This window comes from Bacillus haynesii, from assembly GCF_014042035.1.
GTDB lineage: Bacteria > Bacillota > Bacilli > Bacillales > Bacillaceae > Bacillus > Bacillus haynesii.
Genome location: NZ_CP059494.1, coordinates 631,059 through 652,333, shown reverse-complemented (window position 1 = coordinate 652,333; position 21,275 = coordinate 631,059). Strand labels below are relative to the sequence as shown.

At 44.6% G+C, this 21,275-nt stretch carries 20 protein-coding genes and 1 riboswitch; of the genes, 2 read left to right on the top strand and 18 right to left on the bottom strand.

Annotation, left to right across the window (positions count from 1 at the left end; all coding sequences use genetic code 11):
• The first annotated feature begins 24 nt into the window (after window positions 1-24).
• The gene (locus tag H2R00_RS03240) at window positions 25-273 is read left to right on the top strand and encodes a ferredoxin (RefSeq protein WP_003183064.1); all 249 of its coding nucleotides are present in this window, start codon (window positions 25-27) and stop codon (window positions 271-273) included.
• A gap of 154 nt (window positions 274-427) precedes the next feature.
• Here H2R00_RS03240 and H2R00_RS03235 read toward each other — a convergent pair whose 3' ends face one another.
• Window positions 428-1,006 carry an ECF transporter S component gene (locus H2R00_RS03235; RefSeq protein WP_154994311.1) on the bottom strand — a complete coding sequence of 193 codons (579 nt, stop codon included), beginning with the start codon at window positions 1,004-1,006 and terminating at the stop codon, window positions 428-430.
• A 154-nt stretch (window positions 1,007-1,160) separates the two neighbouring features.
• Window positions 1,161-1,294: riboswitch (FMN riboswitch) on the bottom strand.
• Between the two features lie 253 nt (window positions 1,295-1,547).
• On the opposite strand from H2R00_RS03235, the gene serA reads away from it, so the two are divergent.
• Entirely contained in the window at window positions 1,548-3,125 is a 1,578-nt protein-coding gene (serA, locus tag H2R00_RS03230; protein ID WP_182070451.1) for a phosphoglycerate dehydrogenase, read from the top strand.
• Window positions 3,126-3,172: 47 nt separating this feature from the next.
• Here the strand turns inward: serA and H2R00_RS03225 are convergent, their stop codons facing one another.
• The 17 genes from H2R00_RS03225 to H2R00_RS03145 all read right to left on the bottom strand — a co-directional run bounded on the left by H2R00_RS03225 (window position 3,173) and on the right by H2R00_RS03145 (window position 21,154).
• A complete protein-coding gene (locus H2R00_RS03225) occupies window positions 3,173-3,997 on the bottom strand; it encodes a M23 family metallopeptidase (RefSeq protein WP_182070450.1) in 825 nt (274 codons plus the stop codon).
• Window positions 3,998-4,120: 123 nt separating this feature from the next.
• Window positions 4,121-5,227 (bottom strand): RsiX family anti-sigma factor, encoded by a 1,107-nt coding sequence (locus H2R00_RS03220; RefSeq protein ID WP_154994306.1) that lies wholly within the window; start codon window positions 5,225-5,227, stop codon window positions 4,121-4,123.
• Window positions 5,163-5,747, bottom strand: coding sequence for an RNA polymerase sigma factor SigX (gene sigX, locus H2R00_RS03215; RefSeq protein ID WP_003183073.1), 585 nt, complete (start codon window positions 5,745-5,747; stop codon window positions 5,163-5,165). Before sigX ends, H2R00_RS03220 begins: the two co-directional genes overlap by 65 nt.
• A gap of 296 nt (window positions 5,748-6,043) precedes the next feature.
• Window positions 6,044-6,958 (bottom strand): LCP family glycopolymer transferase, encoded by a 915-nt coding sequence (locus H2R00_RS03210; RefSeq protein WP_154994334.1) that lies wholly within the window; start codon window positions 6,956-6,958, stop codon window positions 6,044-6,046.
• Window positions 6,959-6,991: 33 nt separating this feature from the next.
• Window positions 6,992-7,816 (bottom strand): polysaccharide deacetylase family protein, encoded by an 825-nt coding sequence (locus H2R00_RS03205; protein WP_154994304.1) that lies wholly within the window; start codon window positions 7,814-7,816, stop codon window positions 6,992-6,994.
• Window positions 7,817-8,171: 355 nt separating this feature from the next.
• Window positions 8,172-9,308, bottom strand: coding sequence for a WD40 repeat domain-containing protein (locus H2R00_RS03200; protein WP_182070449.1), 1,137 nt, complete (start codon window positions 9,306-9,308; stop codon window positions 8,172-8,174).
• The gene (locus tag H2R00_RS03195; RefSeq protein WP_182070448.1) at window positions 9,305-10,756 is read right to left on the bottom strand and encodes a HAMP domain-containing sensor histidine kinase; all 1,452 of its coding nucleotides are present in this window, start codon (window positions 10,754-10,756) and stop codon (window positions 9,305-9,307) included. The genes H2R00_RS03200 and H2R00_RS03195 overlap by 4 nt, the downstream gene beginning before the upstream one ends.
• A 3-nt stretch (window positions 10,757-10,759) precedes the next feature.
• Window positions 10,760-11,461 carry a response regulator transcription factor gene (locus H2R00_RS03190; protein WP_154994298.1) on the bottom strand — a complete coding sequence of 234 codons (702 nt, stop codon included), beginning with the start codon at window positions 11,459-11,461 and terminating at the stop codon, window positions 10,760-10,762.
• A 434-nt stretch (window positions 11,462-11,895) separates the two neighbouring features.
• Complete coding sequence (locus H2R00_RS03185; protein WP_154994296.1) at window positions 11,896-13,677, bottom strand: ATP-binding protein; 1,782 nt, start codon at window positions 13,675-13,677, stop codon at window positions 11,896-11,898.
• Window positions 13,674-14,396 (bottom strand): response regulator transcription factor, encoded by a 723-nt coding sequence (locus tag H2R00_RS03180; RefSeq protein WP_043928422.1) that lies wholly within the window; start codon window positions 14,394-14,396, stop codon window positions 13,674-13,676. The genes H2R00_RS03185 and H2R00_RS03180 overlap by 4 nt, the downstream gene beginning before the upstream one ends.
• 145 nt (window positions 14,397-14,541) lie before the next feature.
• Window positions 14,542-15,717, bottom strand: a complete 1,176-nt coding sequence (gene ccsB / locus H2R00_RS03175; RefSeq protein ID WP_154994294.1) for a c-type cytochrome biogenesis protein CcsB — start codon at window positions 15,715-15,717, stop codon at window positions 14,542-14,544.
• A 12-nt stretch (window positions 15,718-15,729) separates the two neighbouring features.
• Window positions 15,730-17,370, bottom strand: coding sequence for a cytochrome c biogenesis protein ResB (resB, locus tag H2R00_RS03170; RefSeq protein WP_182070447.1), 1,641 nt, complete (start codon window positions 17,368-17,370; stop codon window positions 15,730-15,732).
• Window positions 17,367-17,903, bottom strand: coding sequence for a thiol-disulfide oxidoreductase ResA (gene resA / locus H2R00_RS03165; protein WP_411802098.1), 537 nt, complete (start codon window positions 17,901-17,903; stop codon window positions 17,367-17,369). Before resA ends, resB begins: the two co-directional genes overlap by 4 nt.
• Window positions 17,904-17,990: 87 nt before the next feature.
• Entirely contained in the window at window positions 17,991-18,725 is a 735-nt protein-coding gene (gene rluB / locus H2R00_RS03160) for a 23S rRNA pseudouridine(2605) synthase RluB (RefSeq protein ID WP_043054363.1), read from the bottom strand.
• A gap of 158 nt (window positions 18,726-18,883) precedes the next feature.
• Window positions 18,884-19,420 (bottom strand): spore maturation protein, encoded by a 537-nt coding sequence (locus H2R00_RS03155; RefSeq protein WP_023857485.1) that lies wholly within the window; start codon window positions 19,418-19,420, stop codon window positions 18,884-18,886.
• Window positions 19,421-19,424: 4 nt separating this feature from the next.
• Window positions 19,425-20,012 carry a nucleoside recognition domain-containing protein gene (locus tag H2R00_RS03150; RefSeq protein ID WP_154994290.1) on the bottom strand — a complete coding sequence of 196 codons (588 nt, stop codon included), beginning with the start codon at window positions 20,010-20,012 and terminating at the stop codon, window positions 19,425-19,427.
• Window positions 20,000-21,154 (bottom strand): D-alanyl-D-alanine carboxypeptidase family protein, encoded by a 1,155-nt coding sequence (locus H2R00_RS03145; protein WP_182070446.1) that lies wholly within the window; start codon window positions 21,152-21,154, stop codon window positions 20,000-20,002. Before H2R00_RS03145 ends, H2R00_RS03150 begins: the two co-directional genes overlap by 13 nt.
• Between the last annotated feature and the right edge of the window lie 121 nt (window positions 21,155-21,275).

Genomic DNA, 21,275 nt, shown 5'->3' with positions numbered 1-21,275 from the left:
AACAATCTGGGAGGTTTTTTATTCATGCCAAAATATACAATTGTAGACAAAGATACGTGCATCGCATGCGGAGCTTGTGGTGCTGCGGCTCCTGATATTTATGATTACGACGATGAGGGAATCGCATTTGTGACCCTTGACGATAATCAGGGTGTCGTCGAAGTCCCTGACGTCTTAGAAGAAGACATGATGGACGCGTTTGAAGGCTGTCCTACAGATTCGATCAAAGTTGCGGATGAGCCGTTCGAAGGCGACCCGCTTAAACACGAATAAAGCCAAAAAAACATCCGGTGCGCAAGGTGCCGGATGTTTTTTTATCAGATAAGCATGGCTTTACCAACAAGCAAAAAGAAGCCGGCTAAAGACATCCGGCTTCTTCTGCAGCTGAAAATATCCGGGCACATGTGCCTGGTATTTTCATGTCTATTTATTTGGCCATGCGGACGTTTTCCTTCAACCGCGGTTTCAGCGAAAGGAAAATCGGCGTGGTCACGAGAGCCACGGCGATGCCTTTGATGAAATTAAAAGGCAGGATTCCGGCCAGAACTGTAGTCTTGAGCGCTTCTCCCGATAGCACTGGAGCATTTAAAAACCAAGTATAGGCAGGCAGAAACAATAGATAATTTAAAATGCTCATCGAAACGGCCATCACAAGCGTCCCTGCGAAAAGAGCTGTGACAAACCCTTTGGCAGAACTTGATTTTTTAAGCAGTACAGCTGCCGGCAGGATAAACAATGTTCCGGCAATGAAGTTAGCCGCCTGATCAATCGGAACGCCTGAGGCGCTTCCTGCAATAAAGTAATTCAGCACGTTTTTGATCGCTTCAACGGCAATTCCGGCTCCCGGACCATACAAAATAACAGCGAGCAGTGCCGGGATATCACTGAAATCGATTTTTAAATACGGGAATGCTCCCAAGATTGGAAAGCTCAGCATCATTAAAATAAATGCGATGCTGCTCAGCATGCTGATTGAGACGAGACGTCTCACCTTGTTGTGTTTCATTTTGTCACTCTCTCCTTTTCGATCACATCTCACGAAAAGAGGAATGGTTCTTTCCCCTGCCCTAAACAAAAAACCCGCTTTATTGAAAAAGCGGGGCTGTTTTACAGACAGGTCAAATAAACGTTTGAAAATATCATTTCAAAACGCACGGAACCTCCATCTTCTCCCATCCAGACTATACTGTCGGCTTCGGAATCGCACCGAATCCTGCCCCTAAAGAGGCTCGCGGGCTTAGAGCGCTTGCTCATCACCGCCGGTAGGGAATTTCACCCTGCCCCGAAGATTGATCTTATTTATTTTTAATACTGATATTATTATAAATTAATTGTGAAAAAATGTACAGATTCAAAGCTTATTGCGCTGTTTTCGGACGTGCGGCAGGATATTTCGGCAAACTCACTTTTTCCACACGCTAAAAACCGCACATTCACAGTTATTTCATTTTTAATTTTCGTCTTTCCGCACGAAACTCATTGACACCCTTTATGGAATATGGTAAATTATCAGATATTTATGACGCTTATTTAGGAGGAAATCTTACATGTTTCGAGTATTGGTCTCAGATAAAATGTCCAGCGACGGCCTCAAACCATTAATGGAAGCAGATTTTATTGAAATTGTAGAAAAGAATGTTGCGGAAGCGGAAGACGAGCTTCATACGTTTGACGCTCTCTTGGTGCGGAGCGCCACGAAGGTGACCGAAGAGCTGTTTAAAAAGATGACTTCGCTGAAAATCGTCGCCAGAGCAGGTGTCGGAGTCGACAATATTGATATTGACGAGGCGACAAAACACGGTGTCATCGTCGTAAACGCGCCAAACGGAAATACAATTTCAACTGCTGAACATACCTTTGCAATGTTTTCAGCGTTAATGAGACATATTCCGCAGGCAAACATCTCCGTTAAATCAAGGGAGTGGAATCGGTCGGCTTACGTCGGTTCAGAGCTTTACGGAAAAACGCTCGGCATCATCGGAATGGGCCGCATTGGAAGCGAAATCGCGAGCCGCGCAAAAGCGTTCGGCATGACCGTTCATGTATTTGACCCGTTCCTGACTCAAGAAAGGGCAAGCAAGCTCGGCGTTAATGCGAACAGCTTTGAAGAAGTTCTGGCATACGCCGACATCATTACGGTTCATACCCCGCTCACAAAAGAAACGAAGGGACTTTTGAACAAAGAAACCATTGCAAAGACGAAAAAAGGCGTTCGTCTCGTTAACTGTGCAAGAGGCGGCATCATCGATGAAGCGGCGCTTTTGGAAGCTCTGGAAAGCGGACATGTCGCAGGCGCTGCCCTGGACGTATTTGAAGTCGAGCCTCCGATCGATTCAAAACTGATCGATCATCCGCTTGTGGTCGCGACTCCTCACTTGGGCGCTTCAACAAAAGAAGCCCAGCTGAATGTTGCTGCACAAGTTTCCGAAGAAGTCCTTCAGTATGCGCAAGGAAATCCTGTAATGTCCGCGATCAACCTTCCGGCCATGACAAAGGATTCATTCGAAAAAATCCAGCCTTATCATCAGTTTGCCAATACGATCGGAAACCTTGTGTCCCAGTGCATGAATGAGCCTGTTCAAGATGTAGCCATTCAATATGAAGGCTCCATCGCCAAGCTTGAAACGTCATTTATTACGAAAAGCCTTTTGGCCGGATTCCTGAAGCCGCGGGTCGCGGCTACCGTTAACGAAGTGAATGCCGGCACCGTTGCGAAAGAGCGCGGCATCAGCTTCAGCGAAAAAATTTCTTCCAATGAGTCAGGCTATGAAAACTGCATTTCTGTGACTGTTACCGGAGATGTGACGACATTCTCTTTAAGAGCGACGTACATTCCGCACTTCGGCGGACGTATTGTTGCCTTAAACGGCTTTGATATCGATTTTTATCCGGCTGGACACCTTGTGTATATTCACCATCAGGATAAACCAGGGGCTATCGGCCATGTCGGACGAATTTTAGGAGACCATGACATCAACATCGCGACTATGCAGGTGGGCCGAAAAGAAAAAGGCGGAGAAGCGATCATGATGCTTTCATTTGACCGCCACCTTGAGGACGACATTTTAGATGAGCTGAAAAACATCCCGGATATCGTGTCTGTTAAAATCATCGACCTTCCTTAATAAGAAACCGCGGAACCTGAAAGGAATTCCTTTCGGGTTCCGTTTTTTCAGGAATTCTCCCTGATCTCAAGCAGCTGGCGGGGATAAATCTGCTCTCCTTTCAAATCGTTCCATTCGATGAGGTGCTGTACAGTAACGCCCATTTTTTCGGCGATATGATGAAGCGTATCCCCTTTCCGCACCACATATGTGCCGGTCTTCGATTCATCGGCATGAAGGCGGAGTGTTTGGCCAGTCTTAAGATTCGAATGTTTCAACCCGTTTATTCTCATGATCTCCTCGATTGATATACCGCTATCCCTGCTGATTTTCCAGAGCGTGTCCCCTTTTTGAACGGTTACTGCACCGCTCATTGTCCCGGCGTTTTGATGAACGTGGACAGAATTTTGCCGGAACGCCTCTTCACGAAACACCGTCAGCGGATTGATTGCATATCTTTTATCTTCAGTCCATGAACCGTAATGCATTTCAAAATGCAGGTGGGTTCCGGTCGATATTCCCGTATTGCCGATGATTCCGATTTGCTCGCCTTTTTTCACCCGTTCTTTTTCCTTTTTCAAGCGTTTGCTTAAGTGGGCATAAACGGTTTCATACCCGTTGTCATGTTTGATAAATATCACTTGGCCGTAGGAGTCGGATTGATACGATTTACTTACCGTTCCGTCTGCGGCTGCCGCTACAGCCTCCCCTTCGGGAGCAGCGATGTCAAGCCCCTTATGCTTTCCGCCTCTCGTCCCGAATTGATCTGTGATCTCCCCTTTAATCGGTTCTATCCACTCTGAGGCTGCCGCCCCCGGCGCGGTGACGAAAAGCGCAAGCCCCGAAAGCCATGCGATCGCGAACAGGAAGTTTTGATGTCTGAGTTTCTTCAAAGTTTTCCATATCCTCCTATTACATGCATCTTCGGTAAAATTCCCCCCATTCGGAGACAGCTTAGTATACTTCCAAATCAATACATTTTATACATTAAAAAAAGACTCCGTACGTGGAGTCTTTTAGCTTTCTATCGTCATCGGATTCGGTGCGTACGGAACCTGTACAGATTTCGACAAGTCATAGGCGCCGACCTTGTTTGTAGATGCATTTTTAAATTTCACTTTTGTGAACCCGAAATCTTTGGCGGTCAATAGAAGGCCTTCCACCATCAAGACGTCTTCAGGTTTATTTTCAATATTCGCGGAGGAAGAAAATTGAATGATCAGTTCTTTTCCATTCTTTTGTATATCTTCAATCTGCGTATCATCAGATAGAATAGGTTGTAAATGAGTGCTGCTTTCTTCATTTTTCATCATCTTTATCGCTTCCTGCACCGTTTCGTAAGGTTCGCTTGAAGGTGCAAGGAACCGGCGTCCATCGGAGCTTTCATATAAATAATAGCCTTTTTGCGTTTGATGCATAATCGCCATATCGGCGAGCATTCCGAATGTTTCAAATTCAACACCTGATTTATCATTGGAAATAAACAGAACAGAATCATACGAACCCCATTTAAAGGTTTCGTTGATCACATTTTTCAGCCGTTCGAAATCATCGACTGAAAGCCCCGGTATTTTCTCATTCACTTGAATCGTCAGTTTTTTACTGTTTTTCTGTTCTTTGAACTTCACCTGATCAAGATAAGCTGTATCAAATGATGTAAATTGGTCCACTCCAAGCCGGCTGTACGCGTGAAGCGCATCTTCAAGGTTCGTCATTCTTATACTTTTCTTAAGGCTTATCGGGACAACGACAGACTTGGACTCGTCAAGGAAGGCAAAGGTGATATAGTCGTCTTTTTGATTCTGGGAGACGACAAACGTATTTGCCGGTTCAGACTTGGCAGCATCAGCCTCCGTCTGCACCAATTTTCCGTCAGAAGAAATGTTGGCATCGGCGCTGTTTTGAGATCTGATCTGTTCGATTAATTGAGGAGTGATCAGCATCAGAAGAAAGAGAACCAAAACTGTAGCAGCAAATGCGCCGACCCGTTTTTTCGGTGATTTACGCTTTGGTGCGAAAATCAGCTTTTGATAGATCTGATTTGCCGAACGATTATCCTTAACCGTTGGAAGTTGGCTTAGTAACGCCTTCAGCCGTTCTTCGTTCCATTCTGACTTCTTCATTCTTTGGATCCTCCTTCAAAAGCTCCATCTGTTTACGAAGCACTTTCAGACCGCGGTGCTGAGTGGTTTTTACCTTGCTTTCGGAAAAATTCAAGGCTTTTGCTGTTTCACTGATCGAATACCCTTGGATAAACCGCAATACGATGACGGATCTTTGGTCAAGCGTACACTTGTCAAGGGCCTCGAAAATTTCCTTAAGGTTTTCATTTTGCATCACGATGTCCTCAGGCAGAGGCTTGCGGTCTTTTACATCTTGTTTCTCCCAGTCAAACGTCCCCAAAATCCGTTGGCGGATCGTCTGCTGCTTTCTGAACCAGTCGATCGCAACGTGCCGCGCAATCGAAAGAAGCCAGGTTTTTTCGCTGCTCCTGCCTTCAAATGTTTCATAAGAATGCAGGACGCGGATGTATACTTCCTGAACTAAGTCTTCCGCCTGGTTTTTGTCTTTTACCATATAAAATAAAAACTGAAATAAATCCTGATGATACTGATCATATATTTTCTGAAAGGTTTCTTCCACCTGAAACCCCTCCGTTCAATTTATTGTCGTTTGTCAATCTTAAAAGGTTACATTACAACTATTACAACTATATTACGAATATATGAAAATGGAAAGGGGGTTTAACTAAAGTTAAGCTTAATTTTAACTTAACAAACATAAAAGCACCCGTTCTAAATGAACAGGTGCCAAACTTATAGGAACCCCCGTTTTCACTAAGATGAGCCCGCATAAGGCTTTCGTTCCTCCGATCGGAACGTTTTTGGCCTCGTCAGGCAAATAAAGCGGATCCTTTGAGATGGATGATGTCCATCCGTTTATGACTTTAAGTCCAATTGTTGGCGAAGCTTTTTGGAAATCTCCTTTCTCTTTTCATCAGTCACTAGGTGATACCATAAGCCGTCAACTTTTTTATCTTCACCTTCAATTTCTATCTGTTTAATATCCTTAGCAGCTTCTTTATAAGAATGTTGAATATCGATCATTTTGTCTAGTGTTAAGTTTGTTTTGATGTTTTTTTCTAACGCTGACAAAATCTCTTGATAGTTTGTTAATGATTTTAATTGTGCACCTTCATGAACAATTTCGTTGATGATCTCACGCTGACGCTCTTGACGTCCAAAATCACCGCGGGGATCGTCTTTTCTCATCCGGGCATATGTCAAAGCAGTTTTGCCATCAAGATGCTGCTTCCCTTTTGACAGATGCACGCCTTCAAGGGTGAAATCAATCTGGTTATCTACCGTTACGCCGCCAATTGCATCTACAATATCTTTAAACCCATCCATATTGATTTTGATATAGTAATTGATTGGAATGTTCAAAAATTGTTCTACAGTTTCAACGGTCCCTTCAATTCCCCCATATGTGTAGGCCGAATTCATTTTCGAAAAGGTATTCTTTGATTTGATAAACACCCTTGTATCACGAGGAATACTTGTCATGGTCGTTTTCTTTGTGTCCGGGTTAACAGTCATAACAATCATAGAATCCGGGCGTCCTTTATCACCAGGGCGCTCATCTATCCCTAATAAAAGAATGGATATAGGATCGTGCGGAGCAGCGTCCTTCTGCTCGGCATCCCGATGAAGAGGCTCGTACATTCCATTAATTGATTTTGCGACGGTACGGTAAATCCCGTATGACACCACACTGCCAATCGTTATCACTAGCGCGAGGGCAAACAATATCAAATTTTTCATCTTTAGTTTTCTTTTTCTCATTTTCACTATACTATCCCTTCCTTGTTGATGCATCTCATATTTTTAATTCCATCTGAAATGAACCGGTTTGATCGAATCATGCATTGGTTTCATTTCATATCCGTTTTCTTGGAAATATTTCAACAGTTTTTCCAAATGGGCGGCAGTCGTCGGTTTTTCATGCATTAATACGACAAGCGGCTCAACACCCGAAAGGTTATTGACTTGCTGAATCACATTATTCACAAATTGACCGTTTGTATTTGCAGATTTCCAGTCCTCTGAATCAACAGTCCAATCCCAAAGGTTAAAGTGGTCGCGCTTAATGACTTCTTGAAATGGACCGGTAATGTAAGGTTTTGATCCGTAAGGCGATCTGATCAAATGTGTGTCAACGTTGGTCGTTTCTTTGATCGTTTTCAGCGTATCGTTCATTTCTGCTGCAAAGCTTTCAGGAGATTTATAGATTTTCGATACTTGATGCGTCACTCCGTGAGAGCCGACAGAATGGCCGTTTTCAACCATTTTCTTCACAATATCGGGATTTTGTTCAATATTCGGTTTTAACATGAAAAATGTAGCTTTTGCATGATACTTATCGAGCAAACTTAAGATTTTATCTGAAGCTGCAGGATTCGGTCCGTCGTCAAATGACAAGTAGACGACCTTTCCGATCTCCGGCGCTGTTTGCTTGTTTTCTTTTTTCTCTGCTTTATGTTTGCCTCCCGGCGCTGACGCGGCGGAATTTTCTTTTATTGGTTCCTGCTTTGGGCCGGCAAGTGCATTCCAAGATATGCATAACAAAGTGACACCCAGTACAATCAACATACCCAACACTAATTTTCCTAGTGCGCTCAATTTATGATCTTCTTTTGGTGAATTTGACACTTTTTCCAACTCCTTAGGCTATAATTATCAATCACTAGGTTTCTTTTAAACTCGTCACATACAAATGACAATTTTTAAGCTGCTATTTTGAAGACAATGTTCTATAAGAAGGATGCTCTTTAAATATAAGGGGAAGATATCGCAGAAGTTCGACCAACTTGTAAACAAAATGTCACAAAAAGAAGAAAAACATCATTTTTTGAGGAGTAAATAATCGGACTGATTACCCTGTAGAAAATAGTAAGAAGGGAATAAACGGGTGGAAAACATGAGGTCTTTACAAAAGAAAAACCTTATTTCAGTTTTTAACTGAAATAAGGTTTTTTCGCCTGATATTAAAGTGGACAATGATCGGTTATTTAAATGTGATAATATAAGCTTGTTCTTCTAAAAATCGCGCGGATGCACTCTCTATGGCAGGATACTGGTATTGAGCGTTAACGAGCAGGCTGTTGCCGTCCGGGCTCCAATATATTTCCGAAGGGATGGTGCCGTGGTATATCGGTTCTTCATACAGGATATTTTTCCCTTGAAGCTTGCCTGCATAGATATTGTCTTCATCCTTCAAAGAGTAAGCGATTTTCTTTAAGTCGTTTGAGAATTTAAAAACAGTTACTTTTTCGAGCAGAGCAGACAACTCGCCGTTTCTGCGATCATATTCGTACAGGGTTTCCCCTGTGTCCAGGAATACAAATTGATCATTGTTTAACCAAACAGGGGCGCCACGGCTGTCCAGACGCTTGTCGTGGATTTTAATGCGGTTGCCGTCAATGGTCCCCATTCTGATCCCGTACTCGTCGGAACGCTGTAACACGGTAAGCAGCAAATCTCGTCCATTATCGGAGATGTTAACTCCCGTAAGCGAATTTTTTTCCGCGAAATCATTCAATGTATACGTTTTGAGCGTTCCGGAATCCGTATCATAAACACGAAGGCTGGTCTGATTCCCCTGCCCGACATCTAAAACGAGATAACAAACGTATCTGCTATTATTTGACCATGAAACATCTTGAACATAGACCTCATTGCTGGCGGAGATGCTGGCGATTTCTGTTTTTTTCCCGTTCGCTGTCGAAAGCAGCTGCATTGATGCCTTACTTAATCCCAAAGTGACTCCGGCGATGTGCTTTCCGTCTGGAGACATTTTTAGGTTGGACATGTTGCTTTCAATGCCTTTTACGATTTCAGCTTTTTCATAGGGGGAGGAAAGACGCTGAAGGCTGAGCGCTGTACGTTCGGATGTCCCATCTCCCTTGAAAAAACCGACAACGGAATCCGGTGAAGACCACCCAAGCAGCTGCCCTGCTTTTGGAAGGCGATAGATCGTATTGACTTGAAAAGGGCGGGTCTTCTTCTGGTTATCGCTATGATTTTCTTCCCCGCTTGGGATAATAATCGTTTCCGACCTTTTTCCGACATTATAACTGGACACGATAATGACCAGAAACAACAGCACTCCTGCCCATATGATAAACGGTTTGTTTTTCATCATTTCTCAACCTTTGCGTAAGCTAATTCAACATGAATCACTGTATGGTTTTCCTCGTAGAACATCTCGATTGTTCCTCCGTGTTCGTCAACAATTGTTTTTACAATGCTTAATCCCAAACCTACACTTCCCTCTTCCTTAATCTTCTGATTGACTGAATAAAAAGGCTGGAACATTTTGGAGTGTTGGTCATTTTCCAATGGAGCACTTGGATTCTTGAATGTAAAAAGAATGTTTTCTCCAACGATTTCGGCCTTAATGATGATTTCCGAATGAGATAAGCTGTACTTGATGGCGTTGTCCAGCAGATTGATAAAGAGCTGGCGCAGCCTGCTCACCTGACCGTGAACGTACAGGCCATCCTCAATGTCACAGGCGATCTTTTTCTTATACCGTTCTGCCCGAAACTTCATCGATTCGCAAACGTCATTTAAAATTTCCCCTGCGTCGATCCTGTCAAATTGAGCACCCTTGGACGTTTCCCGGGATACTTCAAGAAGCTTGATCACCAAATGATGCAGGCGCCTGCTTTCTTCAACAATGTGGTTCATTCCTTTATCAAAAAATGCCCGATCCGATTCCCCTTTATCTTTTATGATCTCTGCATATCCTTGGATGGAAGTCAGAGGTGTTTTCAGCTCATGCGTCATATTGTCAAAAAATCGTTTTTCTTGTTCGTTAAGTTCCTTTAAACGATCGCGATCCCTTTCGATAGTTAAAATTTGTTCTCGAATTCTGCTGATCATGTCGTTAAAGTTGACGGCAAGCTGCCCAATTTCATCTTTTCTATTAAAGTGGATATCCATATCCAGTTTTCCCTTCTTGACTTGTGAGGTGGCATCTGTCAGCTTGACGAGAGGAATCGTGATATGTCTGGACAGGATATAGGAGAAAAGAAACGCCGCCACAAATATGGCAAGTGCGATGTAAAAAACAATATCCAGAATCTCTCCGCTTTGCTTATACTGCAGGTCGAAATTTTTCGAAAAGCGTAATATGCCTACTTTTGTGCCTTCAACGACAACCGGATATGAAAAAAACACTTCTGCTTTATTGCGGTTATAGGTGATATGATAGGCAGTCTTTCCTTTGATCGCCTGTTTAAGATCTTCATCACTCCCTCGGGAAAACACCTTTTGATCAGAAGAAGCCAACAATGCGCCATTCACGGTATAAACACCGACATTGCTTCCTGTGGAGTGATTTAAATTATCTACTATTTCATCGGCCATATCACCGAAATAAAGTTCATTGTTTTTATAGTGATTGATTAAAAATGCTTGGTTTACATAGACGATACTGTTTTTTTTCAGTTCGACTAAATCCGATGTTACAATTTTTTCATTACTCGACCAAATAACGTTCTTAACCGTGTGATTGAGCACAAGGAAAGAGAGAGAAAAAATCAGAAAAAAGCCAACAATAAACTTGCCCTTGATGGTCCGTAACACTCTCTACTCCTCCTGCTTCTCGAATTTATATCCGATGCCGAACACTGTTTTAATCGAGTCGCTTGCATCAAGCTTTTTGCGGAGTCTTTGAATATGGGTATCGACTGTACGGGTGTCACCGAAAAAATCGTATCCCCAGATGAATTCCAAAAGCTCTGAACGCGTAAAAACTTTTCCCCGATGGTCAACTAAAGTCATAAGCAGATCATATTCTTTCGGAGTTAATTCGACGGCTGCCCCGTCTTTTTTCACCAGTCTTTCCCCCGGAACGATCACGATATTTTTAAACCGGATCTCATCCACTTTTTCCGTTTCCCGTTCGTTCACATGATGGGCTTGTTCCAGACGCCGAAGGATCGTGCGGATTCTCGCGACAACTTCGCGCAGATCAAATGGCTTTGTAATATAGTCATCGGCTCCGAATTCCAGTCCAAGTATTTTATCCGTAATATCTGATTTGGCGGTGATCATCAGGATCGGAATATTATAGCTTTCGGTCACTTTTTTGCAAATATCCAAACCGCTGCAGTCCGGCAGCATCCAATCGAGTAGCAGAAAATCAGGTTTGAACTGATCTAATTTCCTCATTCCTGAAGAACCGTTATTGACCGTACACGTTTCAAAACCTTCGGACGTCAGCCCGTATGAAAGCAAATCAGCAATTGCTTCATCATCTTCAATAATCAGTATTTTGGTTTTATCCATAAAGTCATCACTCATTCCCTGTTTCATGCTTATTTTATCTAAAAAAATCTCTTTTGTTTCTCGCATCCTTCTATAGAGATTATACATAAATCCAAACCAAAGTCTTCATTTGACAGTCCGCAATTGGATCGCTGGCGGACTTTAAGGCACAGAAAAAAATGAACTGCCTTTTATAGATTATCAGAACGGGAGCGATCATTTCCATATGCGGTTTTCACTATCATAAAGTTTCCGGTTGTCCCAAATACTTCATCCATTTCCTCTTCGACGTTCATCTGTTTTTTGAAATTCTCACTTTTTTATCGGCAACAAAGGCTTAAACGTTTCAGGATAAGCAGAAATTTTACAAATTGGATACATCTTGCCCTCAAATAACTGAGCACCTGTTCTGCATGAACAGGTGCTCTTTGTTTCTTATGGAACAAGATTCTTCGTCAAATTTGGCCATCATCCTGCTTATTTCTTGGAATGTAAAACGTGAAGGAAGTACCTTCGTTCAGCATGCTGTGGACGGTGATCGATCCGTTGTGTGCATCGACGATGTTTTTGACGATCGCAAGTCCGAGGCCCGTCCCGCCTTTTCCTCTCGTCCTTGCTTTATCAGCCTTGTAAAAGCGTTCAAAAATAAACGGCAGGTCCTCTTCGGGAATGCCGCTGCCCGAGTCTTTCACGGCGATTTTCAGTCCGCTTTGCGCTGACTGCACATCGACATGTACGGTGCCACCGGCATTTGTATGGCGGATCGCGTTGTCAATCAGGTTTGTTAATACCTGCTCCATTTTGTCCGGATCAAACACAAATTTGGCTTCGTGCAGATCAAGATTGTGAGAAAGCGTAATATCTTTGTCTCCGGCCACTCCGTAAAACTTTCTGAACACCCTCTCAAAAAATTCACGGAGCTCCACCGGTTCAACGTTTAAGGAAATATGCCCCGCCTCCATTCTGGCAAGGTCCAGCAAATCATTCACAAGCCTTCCCATTCTTAAAGACTCGTCATAGATGACCTGTGCGATTTCCTTTTTTTCTTCCTCAGAGCTTGCGATGTCGTCAACGATCGCTTCACTGTACCCTTGAAGCATCGAAATCGGTGTTCTCAGCTCATGGCTGACATTTGCGATAAAGTCTTTTCTCAGCTTATCAAGCCGTCTTTCCTCCGTCATATCCCTCAACACGGCGACCGCTCCGCGTACATGGGACTGATTGTACAGCGGACTCATGAGCAGCACCCATGTTCTGCCTTGCAGGGTCATTTCAATCATCTGCTCTTTCTCCGTGCTGACCGTGTTTTGAAAAAGCTCGCGGGCTTCAGGGGGCAGTTCATGGCCTTCTTTTACATTCATGTTCTGCTCATAATACCAAGCCTGTAAAAAGCGTTCAGCCGGAGGATTTGTCACAAGGATCGTCCCGTCGATATTGATGGTGATCACGCCGTCGGCCATACTGCTTAAGATATTCGACAAATGCTCCTTTTCCTGATTAAGTGCCGTAATATGAAACTTCAGCTGGCGCCCCATTTGATTAAAGGCAATCGCCAGCTCACCGATTTCATCCTGGGTCAGGATCGGAATCTTCGTATCAAACTTCCCTTTTGCCAAGTCCTGGGCACCCTGCCGCATTTTTCTGAGCGGGTAAGTAATCCGGCTTGACAGGAAGAAAGCGAAAATCGTCGTTAACACAATCGCAATTGCAGCGGCAAAGAGGATGTATCTCGTCGTATGCTGTGTCGTATCCTTCACGGCAAGAAGCGATTGAGAAAGAAACACCATGCCTTCATCTTCGCCTTTCCCGTACGGTACACCGACAATCAGCTGATCGTTCTTTTGATTGGAGATAACCGTCCTTTTCTGCACTTTTTGATGCTTGCGAAGGGCTTCGTTCAGATCGGGATCGTTTTTAATATCTTTTAATGTGATGGAAGCCACTTTTTGATGTTCCCGCGGCGAATACCAATATTCATTCTCATTTTTAATGACTGCGATGCTCGTCAGTTCATCGGCAAGCTCCCATGTGATCGACCTTGCTGTCTCCTGGTCTTTATGGTTTTCCATGATGACGGCCACCTTGCTGGCGAGCTTTGTCAAATCAGCTTCCGCTTCATCAACATGGTAGTTTTCAATAAACTCAAGCAGAAAGAACGTAAGGATAAATAAGACAAATGAAACCAAAAGCAGTATGGTAAACCACAGTTTACCGACTACGCTCTTCCAAAACTTCATTCGGTTCCGACCTCAAATTTATACCCGACACCCCATACTGTTACGATTTTTTTCGCAGCTTTCGGCGAGACTTTGTTCAGTTTTTCACGTAAACGTTTAACATGGGTATCGACCGTTCTCAAATCGCCGAAAAACTCGTATTGCCATACTTCCTTCAGCAGCTTTTCACGATCGTATACTTTATCAGGGGTTTTGGCCAGGAAGTAAAGCAGTTCGTATTCTTTCGGCGTCAGGCTGACTTCGGTCCCGTCCGCCATGACTCTGTGAGCATCGTGATCAATGGATAAGTGAGAAAAAACAAGAACATTTTTTGCCGTTGTATCTGTATTCAGGTAAGAGGTTTGCGATGATCTTCTCAAGAGCGCTTTGACTCTCAGCACCACTTCCCTCGGACTGAAAGGTTTTACAATGTAATCATCGGTTCCGACTTCAAAGCCCTGCACCCGGTTCGCTTCCTCGCCTTTCGCCGTCAGCATAATGATCGGAGTGGCTTTTTTATCGCGTACTTGGCGGCATACTTCAATGCCGTCGGTTCCGGGCATCATCAAATCGAGCAGGATTAAATCGTAATCGTTGCCGAGGGCTTTATCGATGGCTTCATCGCCATTCTCGGCTTCTTCGATCTTATAGTTTTCCCTTTCCAGGTACATTTTTAAAAGTCGTCTGATTCTTGCCTCATCATCTACTACTAATATTTTTGTCTCTTTCGTCTGTTCCATCGTAAACCTCCTGATTTGAATCTTCTTACATTCATTTTATTAGAAAAGCGATCGTAAGCCAAGCTAAGAATGGCCTTTCCGCAATTTAAAACAAAAAGCTGCGGAAGGCCCGGTGAAAAGCCCGGACCTTCCTGCACCACACGGATCATGCATAAGAATGAAGTCCGGCGATGACAAGGTTTACAAAAATAAGATTAAACATAATAATGGCAAAACCGATGACAGCGAGCCACGCCGATTTTTCGCCGTGCCAGCCTCTTGAAAGCCTGAGATGTAGATAAGCTGCATAAAACAAAAATGTAATCAGCGCCCAGACTTCTTTCGGATCCCAGCCCCAGAATCTGCTCCATGCCAGCTGTGCCCATATCATCGCGAAAATAAGCGCGCCAAGCGTAAAAACCGGAAAGCCGATCGAAACGGAGCGATAGCCGATTTCATCGACAAGGTCAAGGTTCACATTTTTCACGAGCGGCTGAAGAAGCTGACTGATGCGTTTTCTGATGATCAGCCTGATGACACCGTAAAGCAAGGCTCCGGTTCCAAACGACCAGAGAACGGTATTCAGCTTTCGGCCTGAAAAAATAGGCGGCACATTGACAAGCGGCTCCATCCTCTCCTCCGTTAAAAGTTCGCCCTTGTTCGGGCCGATAAGAGCGGGAAGCTCGTAAATCATGACGTCTTCCTGGTTGTCTTTATCAATCCACTTAAACTGTGCCTCATAGCCCCCGATGCGGAATGAGGTCGTCACAAGGATAAACGCGAGCGTTGTCACAAGCATAAACATGACAAATTCGAGCCAGAATGTTTTTTTGCCCGGCTTTGACTGATCCACATGCTTGAGCAGAAAGATCACGCCGGCGACAAAGCTGATGGCGAGAATCGCCTGCCCGAGAGCTGCAGTCGTGACATGAATATAAAGCCAGTTGCTTTGAAGCGACGGAATCAGCGGTGTGATATCGGTCGGAAACATGCTGGCATATGCGATTAAAAGCAGAACAACGGGCAGTGTAAACAGTCCCAAAGCAGACAGCTTGTAAATAAAGTAGATGATGATGAACGCCAGGACGAGCATCATGCTGAAAGCAGTTGTAAATTCAAAGAGATTGCTGACCGGTGCGTGTCCGGAAACGATCCATCTCGCAATAAAATATCCAAACTGGCATACAAATCCGATGATCGTGATCAACACTGCGATCGATGCCCAGCGGTTCTTCTTCTTCCGGTCTGAAGCCTTGCTCCTGATGGAGCCGCCAAAAAAGAAGACCGCTGAGAGATACAAAAGAAATGCCGCGTACAATAAATTGCCGCTTAACTCTGCCATGAAAACCCCTCCCTATGCTGGCCGTTTATTTTTTTCCTTTGACAGTTCTTTTTGATCGGCCGGTTCGGATATCCCCGTATCCTCGAGTACGGCCTTCAAGTCCTGCTTCAGCCCGTACCAGTTTTTGTTCGTATGTCCGGCGACGAGCACATGCCCGTCCAGCTTTCTGAGCCAGATCCTTCTGTGGTGCCAGTACATCCCTTGGATGACGCCGATCATAAAGATGGCGCCGCCGACCATGAGCACCCACAAAGTCAAATCTTTTCTAATTGTGAGGCCTGAGAGATTCTTCGTTTCGACGTGGTCAAACTTCATTTTGTATTTATTGTCGTCAGAACCTTCGATTGTTTCCTGAATCGCCACGAAACTCTTTTCTCCTTTAGGCTTATCCGGAGCGGTGATCTGGAACACAAAAGCCGGATTGTTCGGATTCCTCGTTTTCGTGCTCGGTTCCCCGTCTTTGTTAAAATAAAAGTCCGGCAGGTAGCTTGCAATATGAACTTTGTAACCGTTGCCAAGATCATATTCCGGTTTCGGCTCCAAGAGGTCGATTGCCACTTTGCCGAAAGATTTCCCGCTGTCTTTTTCAATCAGCTGAAACACCATTTTGTCGAGCTCGCCTTCCTTGTAAGTCAGCTGATAGAGTGCATATGAACCGAATTTCAAGGGATCATTGACCCTGATCTTGCCGTTTTTCACTTTCTTCAATTCAGGCGCTTCACCCGGCAGGCTGTCATTTTTTCTTTCATACAGTTCAACATCGGTTTGATATGTTTTTGCGACAGTCCCGTCACCAGCTTTGGTGATCGCCTCTGAAAATACTTCTTTTTCTTTTTCACTGTCGTACATTTCTTTTGTAAATCGGTTGTTTTTCAAGTAGTAATGGCCGTCAGTTCCCGGGATGGGCACGGTCTCCCCTTCCCTGATCCAAAGGGTTTCGTCGACATACATGCCCGGAACAAATCTGAGCATGACCCCGATGAGAAATATAATCAGCCCGATATGGTTAACATAAGGGCCCCACCTTGAAAAACGGCCTTTTTCTGCAAACAGGTTGCCGTTTTCTTCCTTGACGCGGTACCGTTTTTTCTTCAGTTTACCGATGATTTGCGTTCTTGTGTCTTCGGACAAATCCGCTTCCGTCCGGCTGAAAAGGCGCTGCCTCTCCATAAAGTTCGGATTTCGCGTGACGCCTTGATTTTTCAACGCCCTGTACAAAGGAACGACCCGGTCAAGGCTGCAGATGACAAGCGAAATGCCGATTGAGGCAACCAAAATAATAAACCACCATGAACCGTAAAGATTGTGAAAACCGAGAGCATAATAGATTTGTCCGAGAAGCCCGTATTGTTCGCTGTAGTATGTATCAGCCTGCGCACCCGGCGGCAGGAACATTTCCTGCGGAAAAATCGTTCCAAAAGCAGATGCTGTCAGCGTAATGACGATCAGCCAGACGCCGACCTTTACAGACGAAAAGAAATTCCATATTTTATCTACGATTGTTTTGTTATATGTTTGAGAGCGTCTCGCACTTCCATCATACCGCATGTCAAGGAGTTTGGCCTCCTGTTTGACAAGCGGCTTTCCGCACGATTCACACAAAACGGTACCTGCCGGATTCACATGGCCGCATTCGCATTTGATTTCTTTCATGATGACGATCCCTCTGGTTTGATCATATTCATATAATCATGGATCATCCGTTCTGTCATCGTGCCCGACACGACCTTGACAATCTCTCCGTCAGGGTTGATGAGAAACGTGGTCGGCAGCGGTGTGACATCGTAGGCGTTCAGCACCTGCCTGTCTTTATCAAGCACAACCGGAAAATTGACGCCGTGGTCTTTCATAAAGTTTCGGACGGCAAGGTTTGATTCGCCGACATTGACGGCGACGATTTCGACCCCTTGATCCTTAAACACCTTGTATTGATTCGCCATATAAGGAAATTCTCTTTTGCATGGTTCACACCATGTTCCCCAAAAGTTTAAAAATACCCCTTTGCCTTTTAGTTCGTCCAGTTTGAGACGGTTGCCGTCAACATCCTCCAGCGAAAAATTGGGAGCTTTTTCCCCCACCGCCACACTTTCCGTATTTTGAAACACGGCGCTGTACAGCGTGTAGCCAAGCGCTGCAAGCAGCACAAGGAGGATGCCTGTCCGAATGTAAAAACGCTTTTTTTTCATAATCCGCCCCCTCATTTAGACATTCAGTTTCATTATATCATCTCAAGACTGACTGCCATTTGCCTTTTTTGAAGGTTGTGTGAAAATTTAGAAAGCCGCTTTACCGTGTTCGGCCAATGCCCTGAGCCTTTTGACTTCATGAGGCGTGAGCTCTCTTTTTTCCCCGGTTTTCAAGCCCGCCAGATTCAAAAAAGCGTACTCTTCCCTTTTCAGCTTGAGCACCTCGTGTCCGATGGCTTCAAACATTCTCCTGACCTGGCGGTTTCGCCCCTCATGGATCGTGATTTGGACGATGCTTGTCTGCTTTTTCTTATCGAGTGACAAAAGCTTCACTTTTGCCGGAGCTGTCTTTCCTTCCTCAAGGCGTACGCCCCGCTCAAGTTTTTTTAAATTCTCCTTTAAAGGAATGCCTTTCAGCTTTGCTACATACGTTTTGTTAATTTCGTATTTCGGGTGCATCAATTTATTGGCGAAGTCCCCATCATTCGTCAACAATAAGAGGCCGCTCGTATCATAATCAAGCCTTCCGATCGGATAAATCCGCTCCTCCACCTCGGTGAAAAAGTCGGTCACAACTTTCCGGCCTTTGTCGTCTTTGACTGCTGATATAACCCCTCTCGGTTTATACAGGAGAAAGTAAACGGGTTCTTCGCTTTCAAGCTGGACGCCGTTTACCTCGATCCGGTCGGAGCTTGACACTTTAACGCCGAGCTCTCTGACGGTTTTGCCGTTGACCGTGACTCTCCCTTCTTTTATAAGTTCCTCCGCCTTCCGCCTCGATGCAATACCGGCGTGGGCGATTACTTTTTGAAGTCGTTCCATATCTTTCACCTCATGTATTATCTTACTTTTTTCCAGACCAACAAACAAGTTTGCAGGCGCCTTCTTCCATAGGAAAGAAGCACTCCGCCCTTAAATGTATCCTTTCTCACGTCAAAAGTAAAACAGTTTTGGTAGAAAAGCAAAAAAGCGCCTGTTGATCAGGCGCTTCCAAACAGCAATGTTACAATAATCACAGACGCGATAATCCCCGCTAAATCAGCAAGCAGTCCCACCTTTAAAGCATCTCCCATTTTCTTAATTCCGACCGCTCCGAAATAGACGGTCAAAACATACAGGGTCGTGTCTGTCGATCCCTGCATGACAGAGGCCAGCCGGCCAATGAATGAATCGGGCCCGTAAACAGCGATCAAATCGGTCGTCATGCCTAGCGCTGCCGTTCCTGAAATCGGCCGGATCAGAGCCAGCGGAACCACTTCCGTCGGAATTCCCACGGCGGAAAACACGGGCTTTAAAAGATTCATAAAAAAATCGAGCGCCCCTGAAGCACGGAAAACGGTGATCGCGACAAGCATACCGACCAAATAAGGGATAATGGAAAACGCAATTTGGATTCCTTCCTTCCCTCCCTCAACAAATGCTTCATAAGTCGGAACCTTTTTGAATGTACCGTATAGCAGAATCGTGGCGATGATAAACGGGATAAGGGCCAGAGAAAGCCAATTGATGAATTCCAAATGCTCACCCCTTCTTTTTTCTTCTATAATAAAAGTATCGGTCGATGAAGATCGCAAAGATCCCCGATATTAAAGTCGCCAAAATGGTCGGACCGACGATGTCTGTCGGCGCCTTTGCATCATATGTCATCCTGACCGCGATGACGGTCGTCGGAATCAAGGTAATGCTTGACGTATTGACCGCCAGAAAGGTGATCATTGAGCGGCTCGCTTCCCTGCGGTTCCGGTTGAGCACCTTCATCTGTTCCATCGCTTTAATGCCGAGCGGTGTCGCCGCATTGCCCAATCCGAAAAAGTTGGCCATTAAATTGGATAAAATATACCCCATCGCCGGATGATCCGGAGGGATCTCGGGAAACAGCTTTGAAATGAACGGACGGCACAACCTGCTGAATTTTTCGAGCAGCCCGGATTGTTCAGCGATTTTCATCAGCCCTAGCCAAAAAACAAGGACGCTCATCAGTCCGATCGCAATCGTGACGGCTTCCTTCGATCCTTTAAATACGGCTTCATTGACTTCCTGAACCGTTCCGTTGAAAAGCGCAAACACCAGACCGATCACCGTTAAGCCGACCCAGATTATATTGACCATGATGAACCGCCTGCCGCTCTTTGGAATACGGATTGAAAGGTCTCAAAAAACGATTTTTTCGGCTTTTTGTTGCGTTCGTTTTCATAATAAATCGGGACGCTTGCAATCGTTTTTTCGTTGAATATGACGTTCATTTCCCCGATGATGTCCGGGATTTCTTTTTTGTTTTTACGCCATGATTTTTTCGGTTCAAGAAGCTCGATGTCAACCTTCACGTCTTCTTTTTCATCTTCGTTTAACAGATATATGACATCCCGTTTAATAAAAGCTTTATTTCCGTAAAAAGAGTCTTTTAATTTTGGAATCTCGCCTTTTTTTGCGATGATATATGTTTTGTAGTGGCCGTATACATAGTTGAACATGTTCATATGATCATTCCAGTCGTCAGAGGCATTGATTGTGACGGCGATCAAATCGGTTCCGTCTTTCGATGAAGTGGAGACGAGTGTACGCTTTGCCAGCTTTGTATATCCCGTCTTCCCGCCTGTACTGTATTTGTAAAGCCCTGTTAAAAGCTTGTTTTTATTTCTCCAGATGCCTTGCATCGTTTCTGCCTTATAGTGCTTCGTTCCGGCGATTTTTCGGTATGTTTCATTGTTCATCGCATATTTCGTCAAAAGCGCCATATCATAGGCCGAGGAATAGTGATCAGGGTGGTCATCGAGTCCGTGCGGATTGCGGAACAGGGTGTTTTCCATGCCGAGGTCGGCCGCTTTTTGATTCATCATGTAGACAAAGCCTTCCAGGCTTCCGCCCACATGCTCGGCAATCGCAACGGCTGCGTCATTTCCCGATCTCAGCATCAAACCGTAAACAAGGTCCTTCAGCTTCACCTTTTGTCCGCTTGTCAAATAGATCGATGATCCCTCCGTCCTGACCGCTCTGTCGCTGACCGTGACCGTCTCATCCAATTTGCCCGATTCCACGGCCAAAATGGCTGTCATAATCTTCGTAATGCTTGCAATGCGCCGTTTTTCATGCTCATCCTTCGCAAACAAAACCCGTCCGGATTGCCCGTCCATGACAATCGCGCTTCTTGCGCTGACATGAAGGGAAGGCTGTGCTTCAGCGGTTTGGTATGAAGAGCATAAAAGAGAGCATATGATGATGGCTGCTGCAGCTTGTTTTAGAAAAAAGCGCATTTTTTCTCACGTCCTTGTGGTTGTTTGTACAAGTTTATGCGCTTGTCTTTCCGTTATGAACACCAATTGGATGATTCCCCGAGAAAAATCTCAAGCAACATAAAAACTCCCCCTTTCATGA